Raw genomic sequence first — 25,903 nt, 5'->3', positions numbered from 1 at the left:
AGGCTGCGATCTTTTGATCTGCTTTTAGCGCGGCAACTTCAGATTGTTCCACACCGCCAGGCTCGGTTCGGCCTGGTTCAGCGTGTAGAAGTGCAGCCCTGGAGCGCCACCTTGCAGCAGGCGTTCGCACATCTCGGTGATGACTTGCTCACCAAAGCCTTGAATGCTCTGGGTGTCGTCGCCGTAGGCTTCCAGCTGCTTGCGGATCCAGCGCGGAATTTCCGCACCGCAGGCATCGGAGAAGCGTGCCAGCTTGCTGTAGTTGGTGATCGGCATGATCCCCGGAACGATCGGGATGTTCACGCCCATCGCCCGTACACGCTCGACGAAGTAGAAGTAGCTGTCGGCGTTGAAGAAGTACTGCGTGATCGCACTGTTGGCGCCAGCGTTGGCCTTGCGCACGAAGTTGGTCAGATCGTCTTCGAAATTGCGCGCTTGCGGGTGCATTTCCGGGTAGGCGGCGACTTCGATGTGGAAATGATCGCCGGTTTCTTCACGAATGAATTCAACCAGGTCATTGGCGTGACGCATTTCACCACTGGCCATGCCCATGCCGGAAGGCAGGTCACCGCGCAGGGCAACGATACGGGTGATGCCGGCCGCCTTGTATTGGGTCAGCAGGCCGCGCAAGTCGTCCTTGCTGTCGCCAACACAGGACAAATGCGGTGCGGCAGGGACTTTGACTTCGCTTTCGAGCTGCAACACGGTGTTGAGGGTGCGATCACGGGTCGAACCACCAGCGCCATAGGTGCAGGAGAAGAAGTCAGGATTGTAGGTCGCCAGATGACGGGCCGTAGCAATCAGTTTTTCATGCCCAGCATCGGTCTTCGTAGGGAAGAACTCGAAGCTGTAGCGACGTTCTTGGGACATGGTCATATCCTTGGAAACATGTAAGCCGGACGCTGGCCCCCTGTAGGAGCGAGCCTGCTCGCGAAGAACGAGAGAGCAATGCGTTTATCCAGCCAGTACGCATTATCGTTAACGTCCATCGCGAGCAGGCTCGCTCCTACAGGGGAGCAGGCGACGCGGTGTATCAGAACACCGCGCAGCCGGTCAGCAGATCAGTAGCGGTAAGCGTGCGGCTTGAACGGACCTTCAACGGTCACGCCGATGTAGTCGGCCTGGGTCTTGGTCAGTTGAGTCACAACGCCGCCGAAACCGCGAACCATTTCCAGGGCCACTTCTTCGTCGAGTTTCTTCGGCAGTACTTCAACGGTCAGGCGCTCGGCTTTCTGGGCTGGCGACAGGTCGGCGTACTTCTGGCCGAACAGGAAGATCTGAGCCAGAACCTGGTTGGCGAACGAACCGTCCATGATGCGGCTTGGGTGACCGGTGGCGTTACCCAGGTTAACCAGACGGCCTTCGGCCAGCAGGATCAGGTAGTCGTCGTTCTGAGCGTCGAATGCGCCAGGGCCGGTACGGTGGATCTTGTGAACCTGTGGCTTCACTTCTTCCCATGCCCAGTTCTTGCGCATGAAAGCCGTGTCGATTTCGTTGTCGAAGTGGCCGATGTTGCAGACAACAGCGCGCTTCTTCAGGGCTTTGAGCATGTTTGCGTCGCAAACGTTGACGTTGCCGGTGGTGGTCACGATCAGGTCGATCTTGCCCAGCAGTGCTTTGTCGATGCTTGCTTCAGTACCGTTGTTGATACCGTCGATGAACGGCGAAACCAGCTCGTAACCGTCCATGCAGGCTTGCATGGCGCAGATCGGGTCGACTTCGGAGACTTTAACGATCATGCCTTCCTGACGCAGGGACTGAGCGGAGCCCTTGCCCACGTCACCGTAACCGATGACCAGCGCTTGCTTGCCGGACAACAAGTGGTCAGTGCCGCGCTTGATCGCATCGTTCAGGCTGTGACGGCAGCCGTACTTGTTGTCGTTCTTGCTCTTGGTTACCGAGTCGTTGACGTTGATGGCCGGGATTTTCAGTTCGCCCTTGGCCAGCATGTCCAGCAGGCGGTGAACGCCCGTGGTGGTTTCTTCGGTAACGCCGTGGACGCGGTCCAGGATCGCCGGGTATTTCTTGTGAAGCAGCTCGGTCAGGTCGCCGCCGTCGTCGAGGATCATGTTGGCATCCCAAGGCGCGCCATCCTTGAGGATGGTTTGCTCCAGGCACCACTCGTACTCTTCTTCGGTTTCGCCTTTCCAGGCGAAAACCGGGATACCGGCAGCGGCGATAGCGGCAGCGGCCTGGTCCTGAGTCGAGAAAATGTTGCAGGACGACCAGCGTACTTCGGCACCCAGGGCAACCAGGGTTTCGATCAGCACGGCAGTCTGAATGGTCATGTGAATGCAGCCGAGGATTTTCGCGCCTTTGAGCGGCTGCTCACCGGCGTACTTGCGACGCAGACCCATCAGGGCAGGCATTTCGGATTCGGCGATGATGGTTTCGCGACGGCCCCAGGCAGCCAGGGACATGTCGGCAACTTTGTAATCGTTAAAATCTGCAGGCGTGATAACAGCGCTCATGATGAGCCTCCATTCGTAATGTATGCGAATGGGCGCCGTTGTGCGTTTAGTGTCTGACCGATAACGGTCAAGCAACGCCCCATCCGAGCCTGACAGGTCGAACCTGCTGCAGCGCCCCTCGGACAGGTGGCGGGAAAACGGTAGCAATGGAACGTTACCGTTTTGAAACGGTGGCGATTATAGCCGTGTGAGCGATACTTCCAAAGCGTTTCTGTCGGTCAATGTCTGAACGGTAATCGAGACCATAGTCGATGCTTGATAGAGCTCCAGGTCGGGCTCTGCCATGATGCCCACCATCATTCGGCAAGACGCTCAGGAGTGAATATGAATTTCCACACCCGCAAATGGGTAAAACCCGAAGACCTCAACCCCAACGGCACGCTGTTCGGCGGCAGCCTGTTGCGCTGGCTCGACGAAGAAGCGGCGATCTACGCCATCGTCCAGCTGGGCAATCAGCGTGTGGTCACCAAGTACATTTCCGAAATCAACTTCGTCAGCGCCTCGCGCCAGGGCGACATCATTGAACTGGGCATCACCGCCACCGAGTTCGGTCGCACCTCCATTACCCTGAAGTGCGAAGTGCGTAACAAGATCACCCGCAAAAGCATCCTGACGGTGGACAAGATTGTTTTCGTCAACCTGGGTGAAGACGGCTTGCCTGCACCGCATGGCCGGACCGAGATCACGTACGTCAAGGACCAGTTCAAGGATGACGTCGCCAGCGAGTAATGCGAGCGAGTAGGAGCTGCCGATGGCTGCGATCTTTTGACCTTGATCCTGGCGACGTCACTGTCCGCTGAAAATCAGGATCAAAAGATCGCAGCCTTCGGCAGCTCCTACAGAACGGACCCTGCCCCCGCGTGTCGTACCTACATGACACACCACTGGTTCCGGAGCTCTATGGACACGCCAAAAGACGGTAAGACCCCGAACCTCTCGCCTGAAGAACAGCACGACGTCGAAAAGAACCAGCCGCCGCGAGCGGCCGTGCTGCACGAAATCATCCGCACCCAGGGCGATCAGGAACTCGAACGCAGTGTCGCCGCCTTGTGGTGGTCGGCGTTGGCCGCCGGCCTGACCATGGGCTTGTCGCTGATGGCCATGGGGCTGCTCAATTCCCGTCTGCCGGACGGCGAAGGCTTCAAGGTGATCGCCAGTTTCGGTTACTGCGCAGGCTTTCTCGCGGTGATCCTCGCCCGTCAGCAGTTGTTCACCGAGAACACTTTGACGGCTGTGCTGCCGATCATGACCAAACCCACACTGAACAATTTCGGTCGACTGTTACGCCTGTGGTCGGTGGTGCTGGTGGGCAACCTCTGCGGCACGTTGCTGGTGGCGTATGTGATGCTGAATCTGCCGATTTTCGACAGCAAGACCGACCTGGCCTTCCTCGATATCGGGCGCAAGATCATGGAGAACGATGCCGGCCAGATGTTCGCCAAAGGCATTGTGTCGGGCTGGATGATCGCCACCATGGTCTGGATGATTCCGTCCATGGAGAGCGCGAAGATGTGGATCATCATCCTCATCACCTACCTCATGGCGCTGGGGGATTTCACCCACATCGTGGTCGGGTCCGCCGAGGTCTCGTATCTGGTGTTTGCCGGCGAGTTGCCGTGGAAGGATTTCTGGCTGGTGTTCGCAGGGCCGACGCTGGCGGGGAACATCATCGGGGGCAGCTTCATCTTCGCGCTGATCAGCCATGCGCAGATCCGTAGCGAAAGCGGCCCGCCGAAGAAGTCTGCGGATCAAGGCCTGGAGCCCGACCCGCAGAAGACCAAAAAGTAATCAGTGATGATCGGCGTGTGCCGCTGGCGCAGGCTCGTCCTTGGTCACGTGCTTGACCAGTTTGCCAATGCTCAAACCCTGCAGCAGGATCGACGACAGCACCACGATGTAGGTGATGCTCAGCAGCAAGTCACGCTCCGGGCCCAGCGGCAGGGCCAAGGCCAGTGCCACCGAGACACCTCCGCGCAAACCGCCCCAGGTCAGAATCCGGATCGTCCCGCGCGGGACCGTACGCCAGCGCCGCAACAGTACGATGGCCGGTGCCACCGTCAGCAGGCGCGAAAGCAGAATCGCCAGCGCCAGAAAACTCGCCGCCAGCACGTGCAACCAGTTGAACGGCAGCAGCAACAACTCCATGCCGATCAGCGCGAATAGCAGCGCGTTGAGCATGTCATCGAGCAATTCCCAGAAACCGTCCAGGTACTTGCGGGTCATGTCGTTCATCGCCAGATTGCGGCCCAGGTTGCCGATGATCAGGCCGGCGACCACCATCGCGATCGGAGCGGAGACGTGCAGTTCCGACGCCATGGCCGAGCCGCCGATCACCAGTGCCAGGGTCAGCATCACCTCGATCTGATGCTGCTCGATGCTCTTGATCATCAGGTACACCAGGTAACCGATCAGCCCACCAAACAGCACACCGCCAATCGCCTCGTGGGCGAACAGCATGGCCGTGGCGCCAATGGTCGGGGTTTCGCCGAGTTGCGCGATGCCCAGCAACACGGTGAACACCACCACGGCGGTGCCATCGTTGAACAGCGACTCGCCGACGATGGTAGTTTTCAGGGGCTTGGACGCGTTGGCGGTCCGCAGCACCCCGAGGACTGCGATTGGGTCTGTCGGGGAGATCAGCGCGCCGAACAGCAGGCAATACAAGAAGCTCACGTGCCAGCCGAACAGGGCAAAAATGTAATAGGCGAGGCTACCGATCACGGCGGTGGCGATCAACACGCCGAAGGTCGCCAACAAACCGATGGGCCAGCGATAGTTGCGCAGGTCATTCAGGTTGACGTGCAGCGCGCCGGCGAACAGCAGGAAGGACAGCATCCAGTTCATCAGCAGGTCGCCGAAGTCGATCTGACCGATCAGCTGTTGCACACGTTCTTCGAGACCGGGGTAGCCGATGAAACTCAAACCTTGCAGCAGCAGGGAAAACATCAGCGCGGTGACCATGACGCCGATGGTCGGGGGCAGGCCGATGAAGCGAAAGTTCACGTAGGTGAGGAGCGTGGTGAGGCAGATAAACGCAGCGACAAGTTCAAGCATCCGGGGTCCTTGGATGGGAGGTAGTAGATAGAGACTGGGTATTCGGCAGGTTCACCGCGTCAGCTTCATCGCGAGCAAGCTCGCTCCCACAGGGATATACGCTGTCCGTGTGGGAACGGGCTTGCTCGCGAATGCAATGTCATGGGCGATGCAGTTATTCAGCCGGACACATTGACCGCAGCAACACCGCGACGTTGCAGATAGATGTAGAAAAGCGCCGTCAGCACTGTCAAGCCGCTGACCAGCGCGCCGGTCCACGGCAAGTCCGCCAGATCCGCACCACTGGCGACGACCAGGCCACCAATCCACGCACCGGCTGCGTTGCCGAGGTTGAATGCGCTCTGGTTCAACGTTGAACCCAGGTTTGGCGCTTCATGGGCCTGATCGATGATCAGCAATTGCAAAATCGGACACAGGGCAAAGGCGAAGATGCCCCACAACACCAGCGTAATCGCTGCCGGGATCACCGAGTGACTGGTCTGTGAGAACGCGGCCAGCACGACCAGCACGGCCAGCGCCATGCCCACCAGCGACGGCAGCAATCGACTGTCAGCCAAACGACCGCCGAGCATGCTGCCCGCGGTCAAGCCCACGCCAAATAACAACAACATGATGGTCACGCCATGCGGGCTGACGCCGGTGATGTCCTGCAGGATTGGCGCGATATAGGTGAATACGCTGAACAGGCTGGTCGACGCCAGCACGCTCATGCCCAGCGCCAACAACACGTTGACCTTGCCCAGCACTTTGAACTCGCTGGCGAGGTTGGCCTTGTCCATGGTGATGTCCTTCGGCAACCAGACCCACTGCGCGATCGCGGCAATCACGCCGATTACCGACACCGCCCAGAACGTCGAGCGCCAGCCGGCGTATTGCCCGAGTGCAGTGCCCAATGGCACGCCCAGCACATTGGCTAGCGTCAGGCCGGTGAACATCATCGCAATCGCTTGGGCGCGTTTGTTCGGGGCCACCAAACCGGCGGCAACCACCGAACCGATGCCGAAGAACGCGCCGTGGCAGAGCGCGGTGACCACTCGTGCGGCCATCAGCGTGGCGTAGTTCGGCGCCAGGGCGCAAAGAATGTTGCCGAGGATGAACATCAGGGTCATGCCCAGCAGCGTGGCTTTGCGCGGCATGTTGGCGGTGCCGATCGCAAGGATCGGCGCACCGAAGACCACGCCGAGGGCGTAGCCGGTGATCAGCAGGCCGGCGTGGGGGATGCTCACAGCGAGGTCGCGGGCGACGTCGGGCAGCAAACCCATGATGACGAATTCAGTGGTGCCGATGCCGAACGCGGCAACGGCGAGGGCAAGCAAGGCGAGTGGCATGCGCAAGGTCTCTGTCGGTAGTCTTGACGCTCTGATCAGGCATACGCATGCCGACGCCCGTTCTCGACGAGAGCGGACGGTGGCAGAAATTATTGGAATTAGTCTGTGCGCAACTGAGTGCGGCGTGGTCGCTTGCAGTATAAACAGCTGCTGACATATGGCGAATCAATTCTCGGGCCGGTCAATGTAGGAGCTGCCAAAGGCTGTGATCTTTTGATGTTGATTTTTTAAGATCAAAAGATCGCAGCCTTCGGCAGCTCCTACAGGGGGGCGTGGACAAAATAAGGAGTGTGCCGTGCTTGCAACAGCACTGGTGTTAGTGGCGGCGCTGTTGCACGCGGCGTGGAATACCCTGATCAAATTCAGTGCGGAACGGCTGCTGGTGGTGGCCTGCATGGACAGCGTTGCAATGCTGTTTGTCGCACTGATGTTGCCGTTCGTGGCGTTGCCACCCCTGGGCATCTGGCCATGGATTCTGGCGTCGGCGGCGTTTGAATTGCTCTATCGCTATTTGCTGATCCAGGCCTATCGGGTCGGTGATCTGGGGCTGGTCTATCCGCTGATGCGTGGTTTGTCGCCGCTGGTGGTGCTGGCACTGACGCTGATTTTTGCCGGCGAAGTGCTGACGAACCAGCAGATCTTCGGGATTCTGCTGATCCCGTTCGGCATGCTGTGCCTGCTCTGGCAGGGCGGCGGCGGTGCGCGATTGCCGTGGTCGATGCTGCCGGTGGTGGCGTTGATCGGCCTGTGCATCGGCTGCTACACCTTCATCGATGGCCAGGCGTTGCGGCGCTGGTCGCATCCGCTGGATTACCTGGTGTGGGTTACGTTGCTCAGCGCCTGGCCGTTCCCGTTACTGGCACTGGTGCGTAAGCGACCGGCCTTCATGTTGTTCTGGCAGGAACAGTGGCGACTGGGGTTGGCGGTCGGGTTTTGCGTGTTGTTCAGCTACGCTCTGGTGCTGTGGGCCATGCAACTGGGCTCGATTGCCGAGGCGGCAGCCTTGCGCGAGATCAGCGTGATTCTGGTGGTGCTGTTCGGCATGCGTTACCTGAAAGAACCTTTCGGCAGGCCGCGGCTCTTAGCCTGTGGACTGGTGCTGATCGGCATGCTGGTGATGAAGTTTTGACTGGAACTCGACTCTTGAAACTTGAAGAAGGGATTGCGTTATGACGGTTGCTCTGTGGTGCATTTTGATCGCGATTTTCCTGCCCTATATCTGCACGACCATCGCCAGGGTCAGTGGCGGGTTCAGGCCGAAAGACAACCATGACCCCCGTGACTTTCTCGAGTCACTGAATGGTTTTGGCCGACGCGCGTATGCGGCGCATCTCAACAGTTTTGAAGTGACTCCCGCGTTCGCGGCGGCGGTGATCGTTGCGCACCTGGCCGGCAATGCCGAATTGGTGACGATCAATGTGCTGGCGGTGTTGTTCATCACCAGTCGGCTGCTGTACATCATTTGCTACTTGGCGGATTGGGCGATTTTGCGGTCGCTGATGTGGTTGGTAGGGCTGGGGTTGATCGTCAGTTTCTTTGTAGTGTCTGTTTAAAAGTCGGTGTTTTTGCCGTCCTCATCGCGAGCAAGCTCGCTCCCACACTGGACTGTGTTCGGTCACACACTTTGTATTCACCGAAGATCCACTGTGGGAGCGAGCTTGCTCGCGATGGCTATCTAACTGCCCATGCAGATCTCAAGGTTTAGTGTTCGCCGCATCAGCCACCTGAGGCACCTGTGGCAGGGCTGCGCCTTTAGGCCAGAGCATCCAGATCTGTCCCTGCTGTTTCATGTCGCCGGCCAATTGCCCGGCCGCCTCGCCAGTGCCCCAGAACAGGTCTGCACGGACTTCGCCGGCAATTGCGCCGCCGGTGTCCTGAGCGGCAACCGGGCGTACCAGTGCGGTGCCGTCCGGTTTAGTGGTCGATAACCACAGCAGACTGCCCAGCGGAATCACTTTGCGATCCACCGCCGCGCTGTAGCCGGCGGTCAGCGGTACGTTCAGCGAGCCGCGAGGTCCTTCGTTGCTGTCCGGGTTGCGGGTGAAGAATACGTAGCTGGGGTTGCTGCCCAGCAGTTCAGGAATGCGCGTCGGATTGGCCTTGGCCCAATTGCTGATGGCGCCCATGGTCACTTCTTCTTTTTTCAGCTCACCCTGGTCCACCAGCCAGCGGCCGATCGGTCGATACGGGTGACCGTTCTGGTCGGCATACGCAATGCGCAACTGGCGGCCATCATCGAGCTGGATACGACCCGAGCCCTGGATTTGCAGAAATTGCAGGTTCATCGGGTCGGTCAGCCAGGCAACAACCGGTGCCTTGACCCCTTTGGTTTCAATCGTGGCCGCATCGTCGTAAGGCTTGAGCACGCGACCTTCGAGTCGTCCGCGCAGACGTTTGCCTTTGAGTTCCGGGTAGATGCTGTCCAGAGAGACGATGATCATGTCCTCAGGCACACCGTACACCGGGATGTTCGCCACTTGGGTTTGGGTCAGGCTGCCGGGGTAGACCGGCTCGTAATAGCCGGTGATCAAGCCGTTGGGGTTGTCATTGGCGGCGCGCAGGCCGTAGACGTCGAGGTTCTGCTTGAGGAAGCCACGAATGTCGCCGGCGGTTTGCGGCACGTTGGCGGCAGCCGCACATGTCGAGCCCCACACCGGGTCGGCTTTGAGTCGGGTGCAGGCACTGCGCCACGAGCCGAAGCCGGCGATCAGGTCGTTGTCGGACACCGTCGGAAGTGCTTCCCACGTGGCGCTGGAGTAGGTCGCCAGGGCGTGGGTTTGCGGTTTGTTGTTGTCGCCACCGGTGCAGCCCGCAAGCACGGCCACCATCGGAAGGGTCCAGGCGAGGTTGTGACGCCATGCCTTGAAACGGCTGTTCATGGAGTAATTCCTTTGTCGGTTGCCTGAGTGCTCCATGCGCTCAAACAACCCGTATTGATAATAGGGCTATTGGTCTTTGCCGATGACGCGAGGATACTGGCCGCCGTTTCCCGTGACCTGAAGCCACCATGACTCTTAAAAGACTTTCTGTTGTATTGCTGGCCTGCCTGGCGTTGTCCGCCTGCGGTGGTGTCGACCCCAACTCGCCGCTGGGCCAGCGCAAGGCAATCTTCAAGCAAATGCTCAAGACCGGCGAAGACCTGGGCGGCATGTTGCGTGGTCGCATCCCGTTTGACGGTCCGAAATTCGCTGACGGTGCCGTGAAGCTCGATGCGTTGTCCCGTGAGCCCTGGAAACATTTTCCGCAGGTGCGCGAAGAAGATCACACCAGCGCCAAGAGCGATGTCTGGCAGAAACAGGAACACTTCCAGGACATGGCCCGCACCCTTGAACTCGCCACCGGTGAATTGGTGACTGCCAGCAAGGTTCAGCCTTACAAGGCCAGTAACCTGGGGCCGGCGGTGCAGAAGGTCGAAGATGCCTGCAGTGCGTGCCATAAAGAGTTTCGGGATCATTGATTCTTGGTGTTTTCGATGGCGTCTTCGCGAGCAGGCTCGCTCCCACATTTGGAATGCATTCCCCTGTGGGAGCGNNGCGAGCCTGCTCGCGAAGACTGCCTTAAGGCCAACACAAATCTCTGACCTTTACCCTTTCTTACTTATCCAGCTCATCGAGTGCGTCCTGCAGTTCCTTGCGGGACTCGGCGAGTTTGTCTTTGCGCTTGTTGATCTTCTCGGCGTCGCCTTTCTTCATGGCCTTGTCGAGGTCAGCCTGACGCTTGCTGACTTCGTGCTTGGCGTCGAGCACCTTGTTCTCCCGTTCTTTCTTCAGGGAAGCATCGGTGCAATGAGCAGTGACTTCGCTCAGGGCCGTTTCAAGGCCTGCCTGCTGATCGGCGTTGCCGTGAGACTTGGCCAGTTCAATCTGATTGATGATGCCCTGCTTCTTTGCGGCGCAGCCGGTCAGGCCCGGAGCTTCTTCGGCGGCCATCAGCGGAGCGGCCAGCACGCTGCAAAGGGTCAACAGGGCGAGCGGTGAAAGAAGTTTCATAAAAGCTCCATGTGAAAAAGCGATCGGATCGATGTGGCGACGGGGTGTTTGAGCCCGGCGGCACCATTGGGTTCCCGGGTTGGCGGGCATCGCCGGCCGCTAAAAACCGTCAATCCCCGCAAGACGTAATGTTTCACTCAAGGCCAGGACCTGCGGGTCGCGGAAAAATGCGCTCAATTGCGCTGCGCGTCCCGGGCCGATGCCGGCTTCTGCCTGCCATTGTTCGGTGTTTCGTTGTGCCAGCTCTTGCCATGAATCGGCAAGCCGTGCCTGGCCGGTCGGCGGTAAACCCAGGGCTTTGAGCCAGCGAGCGAAAGGGCGTTGTCGGGCACTGTTGAAACTGTTCAACAGACGAGCGCTGCTGCGTTCGCCGAAGCCGTTAATGTTAGCAAGCTCTTGAGCATCGAGGGTCAACCAATCCAGCAGGCCATTCAGACGGCCTGTTTCGAAAAGTTTCTCCCACGTGCCAGGACCGACATGCGGCAACGCCAGTCCCTGCTTGCCACTGAGCCAGGTCAGTCGGGCGAGGAATTGGCTTTCGCACCTCGGTGTCGGCTGCCAACAACTCAAATGATGAAAGTCCTCCGCCAGCGGTACGCTCAATTCAGCGCGTTGGGTGCTGCGCAGCATGACACCGTCAAGCCTGGGAATGGTCAGGCCTGCCAGGCTGATGGCGACCTGATCTCCGGGCCGGATATCAAGTGCTTCCCAGCGTTGCAGTGAGCTCACACTGACTCGCTTGATCTGCCGGTCATCGAGCATCACCGGTGTCAATTCCAGTACAGGGGTGATCCGTCCGGTCCGTCCAATCTTGAAGTGGACCTTGCGCACCTCGGCCAAGGCCTGGGCAAAAGGGTATTTCCAGGCGACGCTCCAATAAGGCGGTTTAGCCTGCCAGCGCTCGGCGAATGGGCGCTGATCCTGGCGCAGGACGATGCCATCACTGGTGAAGGGCAGGGGCGAGCGATACCAGTGATCGCGCCAGCGTTCAGCGTCGGCAAATACCTTGATCGAGTGACTGTAAGGTGCGGTGCTCGGGAAGCCCAACTCATCCAGGGCCGCGACGCGGGCGGGCAAACTGGCCGGGCCCAGGGGCCAGTCCCAGACAAACAGGCCGATCCCGGCGGCTTGCTCAGTGCTTAACTTTTTGCGGGTCATCAAACCGGCCACTGTGGCGCGTGCATTGAGGCTGCCGGCGCGGGCCTGTACGTGGTCGGTCAGGCGCCAATAGAGTTCACCTTGCAGCAGCAGGTCCAGTGGCTGCGGCAATTGTTGGGGGATGGCGGCGATCCGGCGCGCCGAAGCCGTCCAGTCCTGGCCATTTATTCCGTCACCGCGGCTGATTGCCTGAGTCAGCAGACCTTTGCGGTAGATCAGCGTCACCGCCACGCCGTCGATCTTGGGCTGAATCCAGACATCGCTCCGTCCTTTTAGCCAGGCGTCGACGGCGCGACCATCGCGGAGTTTTTCCAGGCCCGTGTGGGCGATGGGATGAGGCATCGTGCCGCCCGCAGTACGTAGCGGTTCCGCGGATTGGTTCAGGTCGAAACACGTGCGCCATTCGGTCAGTCGTGCACGGGACTGATCATAGAGTTCATCGGCGACCAATGAGCGGCCGCCCCGGTGATAGCTGTCGTCCCATGAGTCGATTTGCTGTTGAACAGTGTTGATCTCGGCCAGGGCACGAGCGTGCGGCCAGTCGGGGCACTCGGCAGCGTTTGAACTCAAGCAAAGAAATGTCAGGAAAAAACAGAAAAACAGGCGCAGAAGCATCGTGAGCATCCTTGCTCAGGGAGAATGCTTTCAAGGCTAGTCAGCTTTCGGGCGTCGGTAGCGAGGATGTTTTTCGGTGTGTTTCGAGAGGCAGGAAGATCAAGAGATCGCAGCCTCGTTTCACTCGACAGCTCCTACACAAATCCCTGTAGGAGCTGTCGAGAGAAACGAGGCTGCGATCTTTCGATTTTCGCGCAATAAAAAGCCCCGCACAGCGAACCGTGCAGGGCTTTTGGTTCCGCCGGGGAAGTCTTACAGGCCGGCAGCAGCGCGCAAGGAGTCGGCGCGGTCGGTCTTTTCCCAGGTGAAAGTGGTGAAAGTGTCATCGCCCACAGTCTTGGTTGCCGGGGTGCGACCGAAGTGGCCGTACGCAGCGGTTTCCTGGTACATCGGGTGCAGCAGGTCGAGCATGGTGGTGATTGCGTATGGACGCAGGTCGAACACTTCGCGAACCAGTTTGACGATTTTGTCGTCGCTGATCTTGCCAGTGCCGAAGGTGTTCAACGAGATCGACGTCGGCTGAGCAACACCAATCGCGTAGGAAACCTGAATCTCGCAACGCTCGGCCAGGCCGGCCGCCACGATGTTTTTAGCCACGTAACGACCCGCGTAGGCGGCCGAGCGGTCAACCTTCGATGGATCTTTACCGGAGAACGCGCCGCCGCCGTGACGGGCCATGCCGCCGTAGCTGTCAACGATGATCTTGCGACCGGTCAGACCGCAGTCGCCTACCGGGCCGCCGATGATGAACTGGCCAGTCGGGTTGATGTGGAACTGGGTGTCTTTGGAGAGCAGTTCGGCAGGCAGTACGTGCTTGACGATCAGTTCCATCACGCCTTCGCGCAAGTCTTTGTAGGACACATCCGGGTTGTGCTGAGTCGACAGTACAACGGCGTCGATACCGACAACCTTGCCGCCTTCGTAACGGCAAGTCACTTGCGATTTGGCATCCGGGCGCAGCCAAGGCAGCAGGCCGGATTTACGGGCTTCGGCCTGACGCTGAACCAGCTGGTGCGAGAAGGTGATCGGTGCTGGCATCAGCACGTCGGTTTCGTTGCTGGCATAGCCGAACATCAGGCCCTGATCGCCGGCGCCTTGATCTTCAGGCTTGGCACGGTCGACACCCTGGTTGATGTCAGGGGACTGCTTGCCAATGATGTTCATTACGCCGCACGTGGCGCCGTCGAAGCCGACATCGGAACTGTTGTAGCCGATGTCCAGAATCACGTTACGCACGATCTCTTCCAGGTCGACCCAGGCCGACGTGGTGACTTCACCTGCGATGATTGCAACGCCGGTTTTTACCAGGGTCTCGACCGCGACACGGGCGAATTTGTCTTCAGCAATGATGGCGTCCAGCACCGCATCGGAAATCTGGTCGGCGATTTTGTCCGGATGTCCTTCGGACACGGACTCGGAGGTGAAGAGGGAGTATTCGCTCATCTCGATTTTTTCCTGAATTTACCGATGGTGAGTGTCGCCAGCCGGTCGCTGAAAATGGCGGACCTGGATCTGGAAACCATTACGTAAGCCTACATAGAGGCTTTCCCCGGGAGCGAGTCCCGCAGCGGTGGCCCAACGGGCCAAATCGTCCTGTTCAAACCCCAACCATAGATCACCGCAGGCCTCCCTGGCCCAACTCTGGTTGTGGCTACATAACTCTGTCACGAGCAGGCTACCGCCCGGTTGCAGCAAGTTGGCCATGTGCTTGAGTGCTTCGGCCGGCGCGGCGAAATGGTGCAGCACCATGTTCAGTACAACGCAGTCAGCCTTGAGGCGGACACCGTTCAATGCATCGGCCAATTGAAGGCTGACGTTAGCCAGCGTTTCACGTTCGCAAACCTGGCGCGCCAGTTCGAGCATCGCCGGGCTGTTGTCCAGCGCCGTGACCTGTGTAAAGCGGCGCGCCAGTTCCGGCAGGAATGCGCCATCTCCGGGGCCGACTTCGATGGCCGTGGCGCCTTCGCTGAAACTCAGCTTGTCGAGCAATGCCACTACGCTTTCGCGGTATTGCGGCAGACCGGCGATCAAGTCTTGCTGGGCACGAAACTTCTCCGCGACCCGTGAGAAAAAGTCTTGGCTGGCCGCCGCTCGTTGCCCATGGACCTGACCGATCCGCGACTGCACATCGGCAGGCAGGGTCAGGTTGTCCACTTCTTCCAGTAGCGCGGCATGCAGCTTGCCACCCGGCAGGTCGGTGTGGGGCAGGGCGCGACGGTAGAAAATCGCGTTGCCTTCACGGCGCGTCGCCACCAGTTCGGCCTGGGCCAATACCTTGAGGTGATGACTCATGCCGGACTGGCCGATGCCAAAGATCTGCGCCAGCTCCAGTACGCCAAACGAATCGTTGGCCAGCGCGCGCAATACATTCAGCCGCAGAGGATCGCCGCCGGCCTTGCACAGGGCCGCCAGCTCATCGCAATCGTCATGTCGAATGGAAGGCGCACGTAAACTCATAAGGCCAGCAGTCTAGTGACGGTCAGAAAACACCGCAAGAGCAATATCAAAAAGTTTTGATATTGCTCGATAGATGGCACTTCTCGGGGAATGGGTCACTCTACAAATCGTCAGCGGAAAGGTTTCACCAGGCAAATGCGACTTTATCCGCCGGAAAAACGCCTTCAGATGACTATCTGTCATTGCCCCGAGGCGGGTGGGTGAGGGAAAATGCTCGCCTTTTTTCCGTTTCGTTTTATTCACTCTCGATTCAATATCCGCAGGAGAACAGCGATGCCCAGCCGTCGTGAGCGTGCCAACGCCATTCGTGCCCTCAGCATGGATGCCGTGCAAAAAGCCAACAGCGGCCATCCCGGTGCCCCTATGGGTATGGCGGATATCGCCGAAGTACTTTGGCGTGACTACCTGAAGCACAACCCGAGCAATCCATCGTTCGCCGACCGTGACCGCTTCGTGCTGTCCAACGGTCACGGCTCGATGCTGATCTACTCGCTGCTGCACCTGACCGGCTACGACCTGTCGATCGATGACCTGAAGAACTTCCGCCAGCTGCACAGCCGCACCCCGGGTCACCCGGAATTGGGCTACACCCCAGGCGTTGAAACCACCACCGGTCCACTGGGCCAAGGCCTGGCCAACGCCGTTGGTTTTGCCCTGGCAGAAAAAGTCCTGGCGGCGCAGTTCAACCGTCCGGGCCACAATGTTGTTGACCACCACACCTACGTGTTCCTGGGTGATGGCTGCATGATGGAAGGCATTTCCCACGAAGTCGGCTCCCTGGCCGGTACTTTGGGCCTGGGCAAACTGATTGCCTTCTACGACGACAACGGCATCTCCATCGACGGCGAAGTCGAAGGCTGGTTCACCGATGACACCCCTAAGCGTTTCGAAGCCTACAACTGGCAGGTGATCCGCAACGTCGACGGTCACGACCCTGAAGAGATCAAGATCGCGATCGAAACCGCGCGCAAAAGCGAGCAGCCGACGCTGATCTGCTGCAAGACCACCATCGGTTTCGGTTCGCCGAACAAGCAAGGTAAAGAAGACTGCCATGGCGCCCCATTGGGTGACGCGGAAATCGCTCTGACCCGCGCTGCGCTGAAATGGAACCACGGTCCGTTCGAAATCCCGGCCAACATTTACGCCGAGTGGGACGCCAAGGAATCTGGTCGCGCGGCCGAAGCCGAATGGGATCAGCGTTTCGCTGCCTACTCCGCTGCCTTCCCTGAGTTGGCCAACGAGCTGATTCGTCGTCTGAGTGGCGACCTGCCGGAAGACTTCGCTGAAAAAGCCTCTGCTTATATTGCTGAAGTCGCTGCCAAAGGCGAAACCATCGCCAGCCGTAAAGCCAGCCAGAACGCATTGAATGCCTACGGCCCTCTGCTGCCTGAGCTGCTGGGCGGCTCCGCTGACCTGGCCGGTTCCAACCTGACCCTGTGGAAAGGTTGCAAAGGTGTGACGGCTGAAGACGCCAGCGGCAACTACATGTACTACGGCGTTCGCGAGTTCGGCATGAGCGCGATCATGAACGGTGTGGCCTTGCATGGCGGTCTGGTGCCTTACGGCGCGACCTTCCTGATGTTCATGGAATATGCCCGCAACGCCGTGCGCATGGCCTCGCTGATGAAGCAGCGTGTCGTGTTCGTCTACACCCACGACTCCATCGGTCTGGGCGAAGACGGTCCGACTCACCAGCCGATCGAGCAACTGACCAGCCTGCGCAGCACGCCGAACCTCGACACCTGGCGCCCAGCCGATGCCGTTGAATCGGCGGTGTGCTGGAAACTGGCTCTGGAGCGCAAGGACGGCCCTTCGGCGCTGATCTTCTCGCGTCAGAACCTGCAGCACCAAACCCGTAATGCGTTCCAGATCGCCGACATCGCGCGTGGCGGTTACGTGTTGAAGGACTGCGACGGCGAGCCTGAGTTGATCCTGATCTCCACCGGTTCCGAAGTCGCTCTGGCGGTTCAGGCCTACGACAAGCTGACTGAACAAGGTCGCAAGGTGCGTGTTGTTTCGATGCCTTGCACTAGCGTGTTCGATGCTCAGGACGCCGGTTACAAGCAAGCGGTTCTGCCGTTGCAGGTCAGCGCCCGTATCGCCATCGAAGCCGCGCACGCGGACTATTGGTACAAGTACGTGGGCCTGGAAGGCCGCGTGATCGGCATGACCACCTACGGCGAGTCGGCGCCTGCGCCTGCCTTGTTCGAAGAATTCGGCTTCACCCTGGAAAACATCCTGGGTCAGGCTGAAGAGCTGCTGGAAGACTAAACACAACGCGGCGGTTTTATGACCGCCGCGGTCCCTGTAGGAGCTGTCGAGTGAAACGAGGCTGCGATCTTTTGATCTTGTTTTTTTAAGATCAGGATCAAAAGATCGCAGCCTCGTTTCACTCGACAGCTCCTACGGGGGGATTGTGTTGTTAACGAGAATTCGTCTGCCTGCGTCTATCGAGAACCCCATGCCTCAACCGCGTCCTTACAAAGTTGCACTCAACGGCTACGGCCGGATTGGTCGTTGCGTCTTGCGTGCGTTGTTTGAGCGAGGCGATAAGGCCGGGTTTGAAATTGTTGCGATCAACGATCTGGCGGACATGGCCAGCATCGAATACCTGACACGCTTCGACTCCACTCACGGGCGTTTTCCCGGGGAAGTGAAGGTCGACGGCGATTGTCTGCATATTAATGGCGACTGCGTGAAGGTCCTGCGCAGTGCCACCCCCGAAGGCATCGATTGGGCGTCACTGGGCGTCGATCTGGTACTGGAGTGCTCCGGCGCTTACCACACTCGTGAAGACGGCCAGCGTTTCCTCGACGCCGGTGCGCCGCGCGTGCTGTTTTCCCAGCCGATGGCCAGCGAAGCGGATGTCGACGCCACCATCGTCTACGGCGTGAACCAGGATTGCCTGACCGGTGATGAGTTGCTGGTGTCCAACGCGTCCTGCACCACCAACTGCGGCGTGCCGCTGTTGCGCCTGCTGGATCAGGCCATTGGTCTGGAATACGTGTCGATCACCACCATTCACTCGGCGATGAACGATCAGCCGGTGATCGATGCCTATCATCACGAAGACTTGCGGCGCACCCGTTCGGCGTTTCAGTCGGTGATTCCGGTGTCCACTGGTCTGGCGCGCGGCATCGAACGCCTGTTACCGGAACTTGCCGGGAGAATTCAGGCCAAAGCCGTGCGGGTGCCGACGGTTAACGTGTCTTGCCTCGACATTACGATGCAGACCGTGAGCGATACCGACGCCACCGAGGTCAACCGGATTTTGCGCGAGGCCGCCACCAGCGGCCCGCTCAAGGGTCTTCTGGCCTATACCGAGTTGCCTCACGCCAGTTGTGATTTCAACCATGACCCACATTCGGCCATCGTCGATGCCAGTCAGACCCGAGTTTCCGGCCCACGGCTGGTGAACATCCTGGCCTGGTTCGACAACGAATGGGGTTTTGCCAACCGAATGCTGGACGTTGCAGAACACTATCTGCAAGCAGCTGCCTCTCCAAAACAGTAGGAAATGCGACCCATGACCGTGTTGAAGATGACCGACCTCGATCTGCAAGGTAAGCGCGTACTGATCCGCGAAGACCTCAACGTCCCAGTCAAGGACGGTGTTGTCACCAGCGATGCGCGAATCCTGGCCTCGCTGCCGACCATCAAGCTGGCCCTGGAAAAAGGCGCGGCCGTAATGGTCTGCTCGCACCTTGGCCGTCCGACCGAAGGCGAGTTCTCGGCCGAGAACAGCCTCAAGCCAGTTGCTGACTACCTGAGCAAGGCTCTGGGGCGTGAAGTGCCGCTGGTGGCCGATTACCTGGGCGGCGTTGACGTGAAGGCCGGCGACATCGTGCTGTTCGAAAACGTGCGCTTCAACAAAGGCGAGAAAAAGAACGCTGACGAACTGGCCCAGCAATACGCCGCCCTGTGCGACGTGTTCGTGATGGATGCCTTCGGCACCGCTCACCGCGCCGAGGGTTCGACCCATGGCGTGGCCAAGTTCGCCAAAGTCGCGGCCGCTGGCCCGTTGCTGGCTGCCGAACTGGACGCACTGGGCAAAGCCCTCGGCGCCCCGGCCCAGCCTATGGCTGCAATCGTTGCCGGCTCCAAGGTGTCGACCAAACTCGACGTGCTGAACAGCCTGAGCCAGATCTGCAACCAGCTGATCGTCGGCGGCGGCATTGCCAACACCTTCCTGGCCGCTGCCGGTCACCCGGTCGGCAAGTCCCTGTACGAGCCGGATCTGCTGGACACCGCTCGCGCCATCGCCGCCAAGGTCAGCGTGCCGCTGCCGGTCGACGTCGTGGTTGCCAAGGAATTCGCTGAAAGCGCAACCGCGACCGTCAAGCTGATCGCTGATGTGGCCGCAGACGACATGATCCTGGACATCGGCCCACAGACTGCGGCGAATTTCGCCGAGCTGCTGAAGTCGTCCAAGACCATCCTGTGGAACGGCCCGGTAGGCGTGTTCGAATTCGACCAGTTCGGTAATGGCACCAAAGTCCTGGCCCAGGCCATCGCCGAAAGCTCGGCATTCTCCATCGCTGGCGGCGGTGACACCCTGGCCGCCATCGATAAATATGGCGTTGCCGATCAGATCTCCTACATTTCTACCGGTGGCGGCGCGTTCCTCGAATTCGTCGAAGGCAAGGTGCTGCCAGCCGTTGAAGTCCTGGAAAGCCGGGCCAAGGCCTGAGGCCGCCCATTTGACCAGGCAAAGGAGTGTTCCGATGGTCAAAACATTAGCGCTGTTGATTATCGCGGGGTCGCTGGCCGCTTGCGGGAGTAACCCGAAAGCCACGCCGGTACCCGAGACGCCTGAACAGGACAAAGGCTGCTACCAGGCCGACTGGCAGGCCGAAACCAACCCGGTGATCAACAAGCGTTCCGGGCCTGATGGCCTGGACAAATACGAGACACAGACCCCGGCCAAGGAACATGGTTGCCCTTGACGGGTCTGACACTTTACTCAGGGCTGGCGGCGTGCGTCGTCAGTCGAGGAACATGGATGAAAGGTTTTATCGCCGTTGCGGCGCTGGCTCTGCTGGCAGGTTGCGCTAATTTGAACCTGTTCAAGCCTGCCGAATCGACGGACAACTGGACCACCTGGACCTGCGACAGTCAGGCCAGAGTGCTCTGGCGCTACACCGACGAAAGCCGCAAGGAAGTCGACGTTCGCCTGGGCGGTGCCGATCAGGTCTACCGCTTGAAGCATGAGCCGGGCGCCGAAGGTTCGCTGTACAGCAACGACATGCTGGCGTTTCACATAAAAGGTGAGGAAGGCCTGGTGTACTGGGTCGCCACCAATGATTTGATCGGCCGCGGTTGTAAAGCCGAGTAAGACGATTGATTTGATTCACAGAGATCCAAATGTGGGAGCGAGCTTGCTCGCGATTGCGGTCTGACAGTCGCTGCACTGTTGGCTGCCAGGCCCCCATCGCGAGCAAGCTCGCTCCCACAGGGTTTCTGCGTACTACTGAATGAGCGGGCCGGGACCAACCCCCGATCTGCAATAACTTGAATAGCCGCCGCCGCTACGGCAGGCTGGCACGATTAACGACCCAAACCGGGAGAGACATACACAATGGCACTTATCAGCATGCGCCAGATGCTGGACCACGCAGCCGAGTTCGGCTACGGCGTTCCAGCCTTCAACGTCAACAACCTTGAGCAGATGCGCGCCATCATGGAAGCCGCTGACAAGACTGACTCCCCGGTGATCGTCCAGGCTTCGGCCGGTGCTCGCAAATACGCAGGCGCCCCGTTCCTGCGTCACCTGATCCTGGCGGCAATCGAAGAATTCCCGCACATCCCGGTGTGCATGCACCAGGACCACGGCACCAGCCCTGACGTCTGCCAGCGCTCCATCCAGCTGGGCTTCAGCTCGGTGATGATGGACGGTTCCCTGGGCGAAGACGGCAAGACCCCGACCGACTACGACTACAACATCCGCGTCACCCAACAAACTGTAGCCCTGGCTCACGCCTGCGGCGTATCGGTAGAAGGCGAGCTGGGCTGCCTGGGTTCGCTGGAAACCGGCATGGCCGGTGAAGAAGACGGCATCGGTGCCGAAGGCGTTCTGGATCACAGCCAAATGCTGACCGACCCGGAAGAAGCCGCTGACTTCGTCAAGCGCACTCAGGTCGACGCCCTGGCCATCGCCATCGGCACCAGCCACGGCGCGTACAAGTTCACCAAGCCGCCTACCGGCGACGTGCTGGCCATCGACCGCATCAAAGAAATCCACAAACGCATCCCGAACACCCACCTGGTGATGCACGGCTCGTCTTCGGTTCCGCAAGACTGGCTGGCGATCATCAACCAGTACGGCGGCGACATCAAAGAAACCTACGGCGTACCGGTTGAAGAAATCGTCGAAGGCATCAAGCACGGCGTGCGCAAGGTCAACATCGACACCGACCTGCGTCTGGCGTCCACCGGTGCGATGCGTCGTCTGATGGCTACCAACCCGAGCGAGTTTGATCCGCGTAAATTCTTCGGCGCGACCGTGACGGCGATGCGTGATGTGTGTATCGCACGTTATGAAGCGTTTGGTACGGCGGGTAATGCTTCGAAGATCAAGCCGATCTCTCTGGAAGCGATGTACCAGCGTTACCTGAAAGGTGAGTTGAACGCCAAGGTCAACTAAGCCTGTGGGTTGAACCCGTTTATGAAAACCGCCGAAAGGCGGTTTTTTTATAACTGTAGCCAGGGGGAGAGGACTGTAATGGGCTTTAAAGCTACCTGTGCCGTTGGTCGGCATAGGTATTTCTGACAGGTATTAAGAGGCAAGTCGCATGCTTAGAGTAGGGTTGATCGTCGAAGCCTCGGCGGTCATTACTGAGGGTATCAACTATGACTGCTTATATTGATTCAGCCTGGGGCGGCAATGCCTCAATAACGGTTCGTGGGCGAGGAACTCCTGGCTACAGGATCTATCTGCATCAGGCGGGCACAGGCGCATTGCTGGGGACTGGTGTTGTTGGGGCGGATGGCGATTATTCGTTTATGACGCAGGAGTCAACGCTGCTAATGTACGGGGGGCAGACTATTAATGTGCAAGTTCGGGAGACTGCGGATAATGTTAGTTATTCCGATTGGAGTCTTTATTCCGGTGTTTCTATTAGTTGAGTCAAGTCGTTAGCTGGCGTGATTGGTTTTGGTTGCTCGTTGGAAGCGATGTACCAGCGTTACCTGAAAGGTGAGTTGAACGCCAAGGTCAACTAAGCCTTCAGCGTTATTACCGGTATTAAAAAACCCGCAGCGATGCGGGTTTTTTATTGCCTGAAAATTGACTGCTGACTCTTGGGCGTTTCAAACCCGGGCTGCTCAATCACCCGAAACACATCGCTCACATCCTGGACCATGATCCGGGCGATGTTGGTGACGAGACGAGCTATAAGCGGCGACTTTGGTGGCTGCAACCGGGGTGCAGGAGCGCGCACGGTCGGAGTGGTCCTACGCGTTTTGCGGACGCCAGGATTTAGCAGCTGCCGAGCTTGCGAGGCAGCGTTCGGCTGCGTAGCAGCCGTAATCATGCGACGCATTCATTCGCTAGATCGAGATCGTCGAGCTTGCGAGGACTTCGTCCTCGGACGCAGCCTCGCTAGCTCGACAGCTGCTACAGAGATCGAGTTGTTCTTTGGGAGCGTCCCCGGATGCATTCCTTTGCGGCGCGTGGGAACGATCTGCGTGAGGGGCTACTTATCGTGATCAATATCCAGCTTGCTGAACGTCACTTTCCCGCCTTCGCTGGTATACCCGGTGTGGTCCTGCACATAAACACCGGCCTTGAAATACAGCGGCTTGACGCTCCAGGTCTTACTGATGGTTGTGTCCCACTGGTAGCCTGCAGCGCTAATGCCCAATGCCCCCCTGGGGCTCAGGTGGATGAGGTAGGAAAACTCCCGATCCAGTTTCACCCCGGTGGCGATAGGGATGATCCGCCCTTCACCGTCATCTGGGTGCATACGCACCTTGGCGACGATGTTGCCTGACTTCGTACTGGTCGAGTACTGATACTCGAGCTTCACCAGGGGCTTCTGGCTTTCATAGGCGTGGATCTGGCCGATGACGATCTTGCCCGAGCTCGGTACCTGGTTCACCGCCAGGGTGGCACGCAGGGTATTATCGGCGTCCGGGTAGAGCCAGTTCTTCAGGGTGCCATTGCTGTAGGTTTCGCGAAGTTCGGTGCGGGGATACTTTGCGTTTTCAGTTTTGGAACCGGTGACCGGGGCCCAGAAAAACAAGGTGCCGGTGTCGGAGTGGAAGTATTGGTCCTTGAAGCCCTTCACCAGTTTTGGTGTATCAACGGTGTACGGCGGATTGCCGACGGGAACGCTGAGGTTCCAGGTTGCGAGATCAATCATAGACAAAAGCTTCCACGGTTTTTTACTGCACGCACGTTCCAGAAGCTCTGGCGCGCGCCTTGGGGGTAGTCCTTATAATCGTAGAAGTTCAATTTGTTAATGCGTAAATGACAAACGGGTGACGTCAAAATCCTGTTAAAAGGCCATCTTTCCCGGTTTCAGGGGGCTGTGGCGCCGACCGTTAGTCGGCAAATGGACGCTTTGGTTAAATGATGGCGTACTGATAGCTTCTGCTTTTGCGGAACCCGGTCTAGAGTGAAGGCTTAGTATTTGTCCGGTTTTCACGAGAAACCGGCCTGACGTCCCGCATAAGAGAAGCAGCATGGAATGCGCGCAACCCACGCCAGCTGAAGGCAACTCAATACTTTTAATCGTCGATGATTATCCTGAAAACCTGATCAGCATGCGCGCGTTGTTGCAGCGCCAGGACTGGCAGGTCATGACCGCCGCCTCGGGCTTCGAGGCACTCAGTCTGTTACTCGAACACGATATCGACCTGGTGCTGCTGGATGTGCAGATGCCAGGCATGGACGGTTTTGAAGTGGCACGCCTGATGCGCGGCAGCCAACGAACCCGCCTCACGCCGATCATTTTTCTTACCGCCAACGAACAGTCCCAGGACGCCGTGATCAAGGGCTATGCCAGCGGTGCGGTGGATTACCTGTTCAAACCGTTCGACCCGCAAATTCTCAAGCCCAAGGTCCAGGCGCTGCTCGAACATCAGCGCAATCGCCGTGCGTTGCAGCGCCTGAGCCACGATCTGGAGGTCGCACGCGCGTTCAATGCCTCGGTTCTCGACAATGCCGCCGAAGGTATCCTGGTGGTCGGTGAGGACGGTCTGATCCGCTTTGCCAATCCGGCGATGTCGCGGCTGCTCAATGCCACGCTGCAAGACCTGCAAGGCAAAGAGTTCCTGGATTTCCTGCAAAAGCCGCACATCCCGATCTGGGCCGATTCCGAGTTGTTCGCCGGTTACAAACGCGGCGAAACCCTGCGCCTGCACGATGCATTGCTGCGTACGGCACCCGGCCAGCAGGTGCCCGTGGCGCTGTCCTGTGCACCGTTGCCCAACGAACAACATGCGATGGTGGTGACGGTGCTGGACATGTCGGTGGTGCGCCATCTGCATCAGCAACTGGAGTTCCAGGCCGTCACCGACCCCTTGACCGGGCTGCTCAATCGTCGCGGTTTTTACCAGACGGCGGAAAACCTGCTGTTGCGTGGCGACCGCTCCGACAGCGCCTGGGTGCTGCTGTATCTGGACCTCGACGGCTTCAAACGGGTCAACGATTCCCTCGGTCACGATGCCGGCGACCGGGTGCTGCGTTGGGTGTCCGAGCAGTTGAAGGCCTGTCTGCGGCCGTTCGACATTCTGGCGCGCATGGGCGGTGATGAGTTCACCGCGTTGCTGGATCTGGAATTCCCCGAGCAAGCGGCAAAGATTGCCGAGAAGCTGATTGAGCGGGTGTCGATCTGTCAGCAGATCGATGGTCTGGATATCGCGCTGGGCGCCAGCATCGGCATTGCGACGTACCCGGATTGCGGTTCCAATCTCGACGGCTTGCTACGTGCGTCAGACATCGCCATGTATGAGGCCAAGCGCGCCGGCCGTCAGCAATATCGTTTCTACGATCACGAAATGAACGGCCGGGCACGCTCGCGGCTGATGCTCGAAGAAAGTGTGCGCGCGGCGATCGACAACCGTGATTTCAATTTGGTGTATCAACCTCAGGTGGCCATTGCCAACGGGCAGATTCGCGGGTTCGAAGCGCTGATCCGCTGGCAGCACCCGAGTGTCGGCGATGTACCGCCGGGGCTGTTTTTGCCATTGCTGGAAGAGGCGCGGTTGATCAGTCACCTGGGCAGCTGGATCTATCAACAAGGGGCGAGCCAGCGAAAAGCCTGGGAAACCTTGTTTGCCGACGACCTGGTGCTGGGCATCAGTTTGAGCAGCACGCAGTTCGGCATGCCCAATCTGGTCACCGAGTTGCGGCAGGTACTGGAGCGCCATGGTTTGCAGGCGCGCCATCTGGAAGTCGAGGTCACCGAAGAGGCCTTGGTGCAAAACTCCGAGGAAACCCGCAAACAGCTGCGCCTGCTGCGTAACCTGGGGGTGCGAGTGGCCCTGGATGACTTTGGTTCCGGGCTGTGTTCGCTGTCTCATCTGCGTGATCTGGAGTTGGACACGCTCAAATTCGACCGGCAATTGATTGCCCGACTTCCGGAGTCCTCACGCGATGCGGCGCTGGTGCGCAATGTGATCGAGCTGTGCAAGGAGTACGGGATGCTGGTGATTGCCGAAGGGGTTGAAACCGTTGCGCAATATCGGTGGCTGAAAGCCAATGGTTGCGAGTACGTGCAAGGGTTTCTGGTCGCACGGCCGATGATGGCCGAGGACGTCGACGACTTTGTGCAACCGTTCGACTGGAACACGCTGACCGGCTGAATTCGCTACACTGGCGACCTTT

Annotated in this window: 23 protein-coding genes and 1 riboswitch; of the genes, 13 read left to right on the top strand and 10 right to left on the bottom strand. The window is 59.0% G+C overall.

Annotation, left to right across the window (positions count from 1 at the left end; genetic code table 11):
* Positions 1-24: 24 nt before the first annotated feature.
* Entirely contained in the window at positions 25-870 is an 846-nt protein-coding gene (metF, locus tag VD17_RS02135) for a methylenetetrahydrofolate reductase [NAD(P)H] (RefSeq protein WP_046045259.1), read from the bottom strand.
* A 191-nt stretch (positions 871-1,061) separates the two neighbouring features.
* Positions 1,062-2,471: an adenosylhomocysteinase gene (gene ahcY / locus VD17_RS02130; RefSeq protein WP_046045260.1), complete on the bottom strand. Its 1,410-nt coding sequence runs from the start codon at positions 2,469-2,471 to the stop codon at positions 1,062-1,064.
* Between the two features lie 23 nt (positions 2,472-2,494).
* Positions 2,495-2,597: riboswitch (S-adenosyl-L-homocysteine riboswitch) on the bottom strand.
* 198 nt (positions 2,598-2,795) lie between these two features.
* On the opposite strand from ahcY, the gene VD17_RS02125 reads away from it, so the two are divergent.
* Together VD17_RS02125 and VD17_RS02120 are read left to right on the top strand one after the other, a co-directional pair.
* On the top strand, positions 2,796-3,200 hold the full coding sequence (locus VD17_RS02125; protein ID WP_046052471.1) for an acyl-CoA thioesterase: 405 nt from the start codon (positions 2,796-2,798) through the stop codon (positions 3,198-3,200).
* A 171-nt stretch (positions 3,201-3,371) separates the two neighbouring features.
* The gene (locus tag VD17_RS02120) at positions 3,372-4,259 is read left to right on the top strand and encodes a formate/nitrite transporter family protein (RefSeq protein WP_046052470.1); all 888 of its coding nucleotides are present in this window, start codon (positions 3,372-3,374) and stop codon (positions 4,257-4,259) included.
* Here VD17_RS02120 and VD17_RS02115 read toward each other — a convergent pair whose 3' ends face one another.
* Entirely contained in the window at positions 4,260-5,525 is a 1,266-nt protein-coding gene (locus VD17_RS02115) for a cation:proton antiporter (RefSeq protein WP_046052469.1), read from the bottom strand.
* Positions 5,526-5,683: 158 nt separating this feature from the next.
* Positions 5,684-6,853: an MFS transporter gene (locus VD17_RS02110; RefSeq protein WP_046052468.1), complete on the bottom strand. Its 1,170-nt coding sequence runs from the start codon at positions 6,851-6,853 to the stop codon at positions 5,684-5,686.
* A gap of 295 nt (positions 6,854-7,148) precedes the next feature.
* Between VD17_RS02110 and VD17_RS02105 the strand changes: the two genes are divergently transcribed.
* Together VD17_RS02105 and VD17_RS02100 are read left to right on the top strand one after the other, a co-directional pair.
* Entirely contained in the window at positions 7,149-7,982 is an 834-nt protein-coding gene (locus VD17_RS02105) for an EamA family transporter (RefSeq protein ID WP_046052467.1), read from the top strand.
* A gap of 40 nt (positions 7,983-8,022) precedes the next feature.
* Positions 8,023-8,406 (top strand): MAPEG family protein, encoded by a 384-nt coding sequence (locus VD17_RS02100; RefSeq protein ID WP_046052466.1) that lies wholly within the window; start codon positions 8,023-8,025, stop codon positions 8,404-8,406.
* Between the two features lie 141 nt (positions 8,407-8,547).
* Here the strand turns inward: VD17_RS02100 and mltA are convergent, their stop codons facing one another.
* Positions 8,548-9,732 carry a murein transglycosylase A gene (mltA, locus tag VD17_RS02095; protein WP_046052465.1) on the bottom strand — a complete coding sequence of 395 codons (1,185 nt, stop codon included), beginning with the start codon at positions 9,730-9,732 and terminating at the stop codon, positions 8,548-8,550.
* A gap of 128 nt (positions 9,733-9,860) precedes the next feature.
* Here mltA and VD17_RS02090 point away from each other — a divergent pair, with 128 nt between their 5' ends.
* Positions 9,861-10,310 carry a c-type cytochrome gene (locus VD17_RS02090; protein WP_046052464.1) on the top strand — a complete coding sequence of 150 codons (450 nt, stop codon included), beginning with the start codon at positions 9,861-9,863 and terminating at the stop codon, positions 10,308-10,310.
* Between the two features lie 136 nt (positions 10,311-10,446).
* Here the strand turns inward: VD17_RS02090 and VD17_RS02085 are convergent, their stop codons facing one another.
* The 4 genes from VD17_RS02085 to VD17_RS02070 all read right to left on the bottom strand — a co-directional run bounded on the left by VD17_RS02085 (position 10,447) and on the right by VD17_RS02070 (position 15,072).
* Positions 10,447-10,842 carry a DUF1090 domain-containing protein gene (locus tag VD17_RS02085; RefSeq protein WP_008151994.1) on the bottom strand — a complete coding sequence of 132 codons (396 nt, stop codon included), beginning with the start codon at positions 10,840-10,842 and terminating at the stop codon, positions 10,447-10,449.
* A gap of 99 nt (positions 10,843-10,941) precedes the next feature.
* Positions 10,942-12,615, bottom strand: coding sequence for an NAD-dependent DNA ligase LigB (gene ligB, locus VD17_RS02080; RefSeq protein WP_046052463.1), 1,674 nt, complete (start codon positions 12,613-12,615; stop codon positions 10,942-10,944).
* A 252-nt stretch (positions 12,616-12,867) separates the two neighbouring features.
* Complete coding sequence (metK, locus tag VD17_RS02075; RefSeq protein ID WP_033060397.1) at positions 12,868-14,058, bottom strand: methionine adenosyltransferase; 1,191 nt, start codon at positions 14,056-14,058, stop codon at positions 12,868-12,870.
* Positions 14,059-14,076: 18 nt separating this feature from the next.
* A complete protein-coding gene (locus tag VD17_RS02070; protein WP_046052462.1) occupies positions 14,077-15,072 on the bottom strand; it encodes an ArsR/SmtB family transcription factor in 996 nt (331 codons plus the stop codon).
* 273 nt (positions 15,073-15,345) lie between these two features.
* Between VD17_RS02070 and tkt the strand changes: the two genes are divergently transcribed.
* From tkt to VD17_RS32085, 7 genes are all read left to right on the top strand, one after another.
* Positions 15,346-17,343, top strand: coding sequence for a transketolase (gene tkt, locus VD17_RS02065; protein WP_046052461.1), 1,998 nt, complete (start codon positions 15,346-15,348; stop codon positions 17,341-17,343).
* 190 nt (positions 17,344-17,533) lie between these two features.
* Positions 17,534-18,586: an erythrose-4-phosphate dehydrogenase gene (gene epd, locus VD17_RS02060; RefSeq protein ID WP_046052460.1), complete on the top strand. Its 1,053-nt coding sequence runs from the start codon at positions 17,534-17,536 to the stop codon at positions 18,584-18,586.
* A gap of 12 nt (positions 18,587-18,598) precedes the next feature.
* Positions 18,599-19,762 carry a phosphoglycerate kinase gene (locus tag VD17_RS02055; RefSeq protein WP_033060390.1) on the top strand — a complete coding sequence of 388 codons (1,164 nt, stop codon included), beginning with the start codon at positions 18,599-18,601 and terminating at the stop codon, positions 19,760-19,762.
* A 34-nt stretch (positions 19,763-19,796) separates the two neighbouring features.
* Complete coding sequence (locus tag VD17_RS02050; protein WP_033060389.1) at positions 19,797-20,018, top strand: hypothetical protein; 222 nt, start codon at positions 19,797-19,799, stop codon at positions 20,016-20,018.
* A 56-nt stretch (positions 20,019-20,074) separates the two neighbouring features.
* On the top strand, positions 20,075-20,407 hold the full coding sequence (locus VD17_RS02045) for an MliC family protein (protein WP_046052459.1): 333 nt from the start codon (positions 20,075-20,077) through the stop codon (positions 20,405-20,407).
* A 243-nt stretch (positions 20,408-20,650) separates the two neighbouring features.
* Positions 20,651-21,715, top strand: coding sequence for a class II fructose-bisphosphate aldolase (gene fba / locus VD17_RS02040; RefSeq protein ID WP_046045276.1), 1,065 nt, complete (start codon positions 20,651-20,653; stop codon positions 21,713-21,715).
* A 206-nt stretch (positions 21,716-21,921) separates the two neighbouring features.
* Complete coding sequence (locus tag VD17_RS32085) at positions 21,922-22,197, top strand: hypothetical protein (RefSeq protein WP_185753084.1); 276 nt, start codon at positions 21,922-21,924, stop codon at positions 22,195-22,197.
* A gap of 569 nt (positions 22,198-22,766) precedes the next feature.
* Here the strand turns inward: VD17_RS32085 and VD17_RS02030 are convergent.
* Complete coding sequence (locus tag VD17_RS02030) at positions 22,767-23,435, bottom strand: polysaccharide lyase family 7 protein (protein WP_046052457.1); 669 nt, start codon at positions 23,433-23,435, stop codon at positions 22,767-22,769.
* Between the two features lie 322 nt (positions 23,436-23,757).
* On the opposite strand from VD17_RS02030, the gene VD17_RS02025 reads away from it, so the two are divergent.
* Positions 23,758-25,881 carry a putative bifunctional diguanylate cyclase/phosphodiesterase gene (locus VD17_RS02025; RefSeq protein ID WP_046052456.1) on the top strand — a complete coding sequence of 708 codons (2,124 nt, stop codon included), beginning with the start codon at positions 23,758-23,760 and terminating at the stop codon, positions 25,879-25,881.
* The last annotated feature ends 22 nt before the right edge of the window (positions 25,882-25,903 follow it).

The organism is Pseudomonas fluorescens, from assembly GCF_000968015.1.
GTDB classification, from domain to species: domain Bacteria; phylum Pseudomonadota; class Gammaproteobacteria; order Pseudomonadales; family Pseudomonadaceae; genus Aquipseudomonas; species Aquipseudomonas fluorescens_W.
The sequence above is the reverse complement of the archived record's forward strand: the minus strand, read 5'-3'. Positions and strand labels throughout refer to the sequence as shown.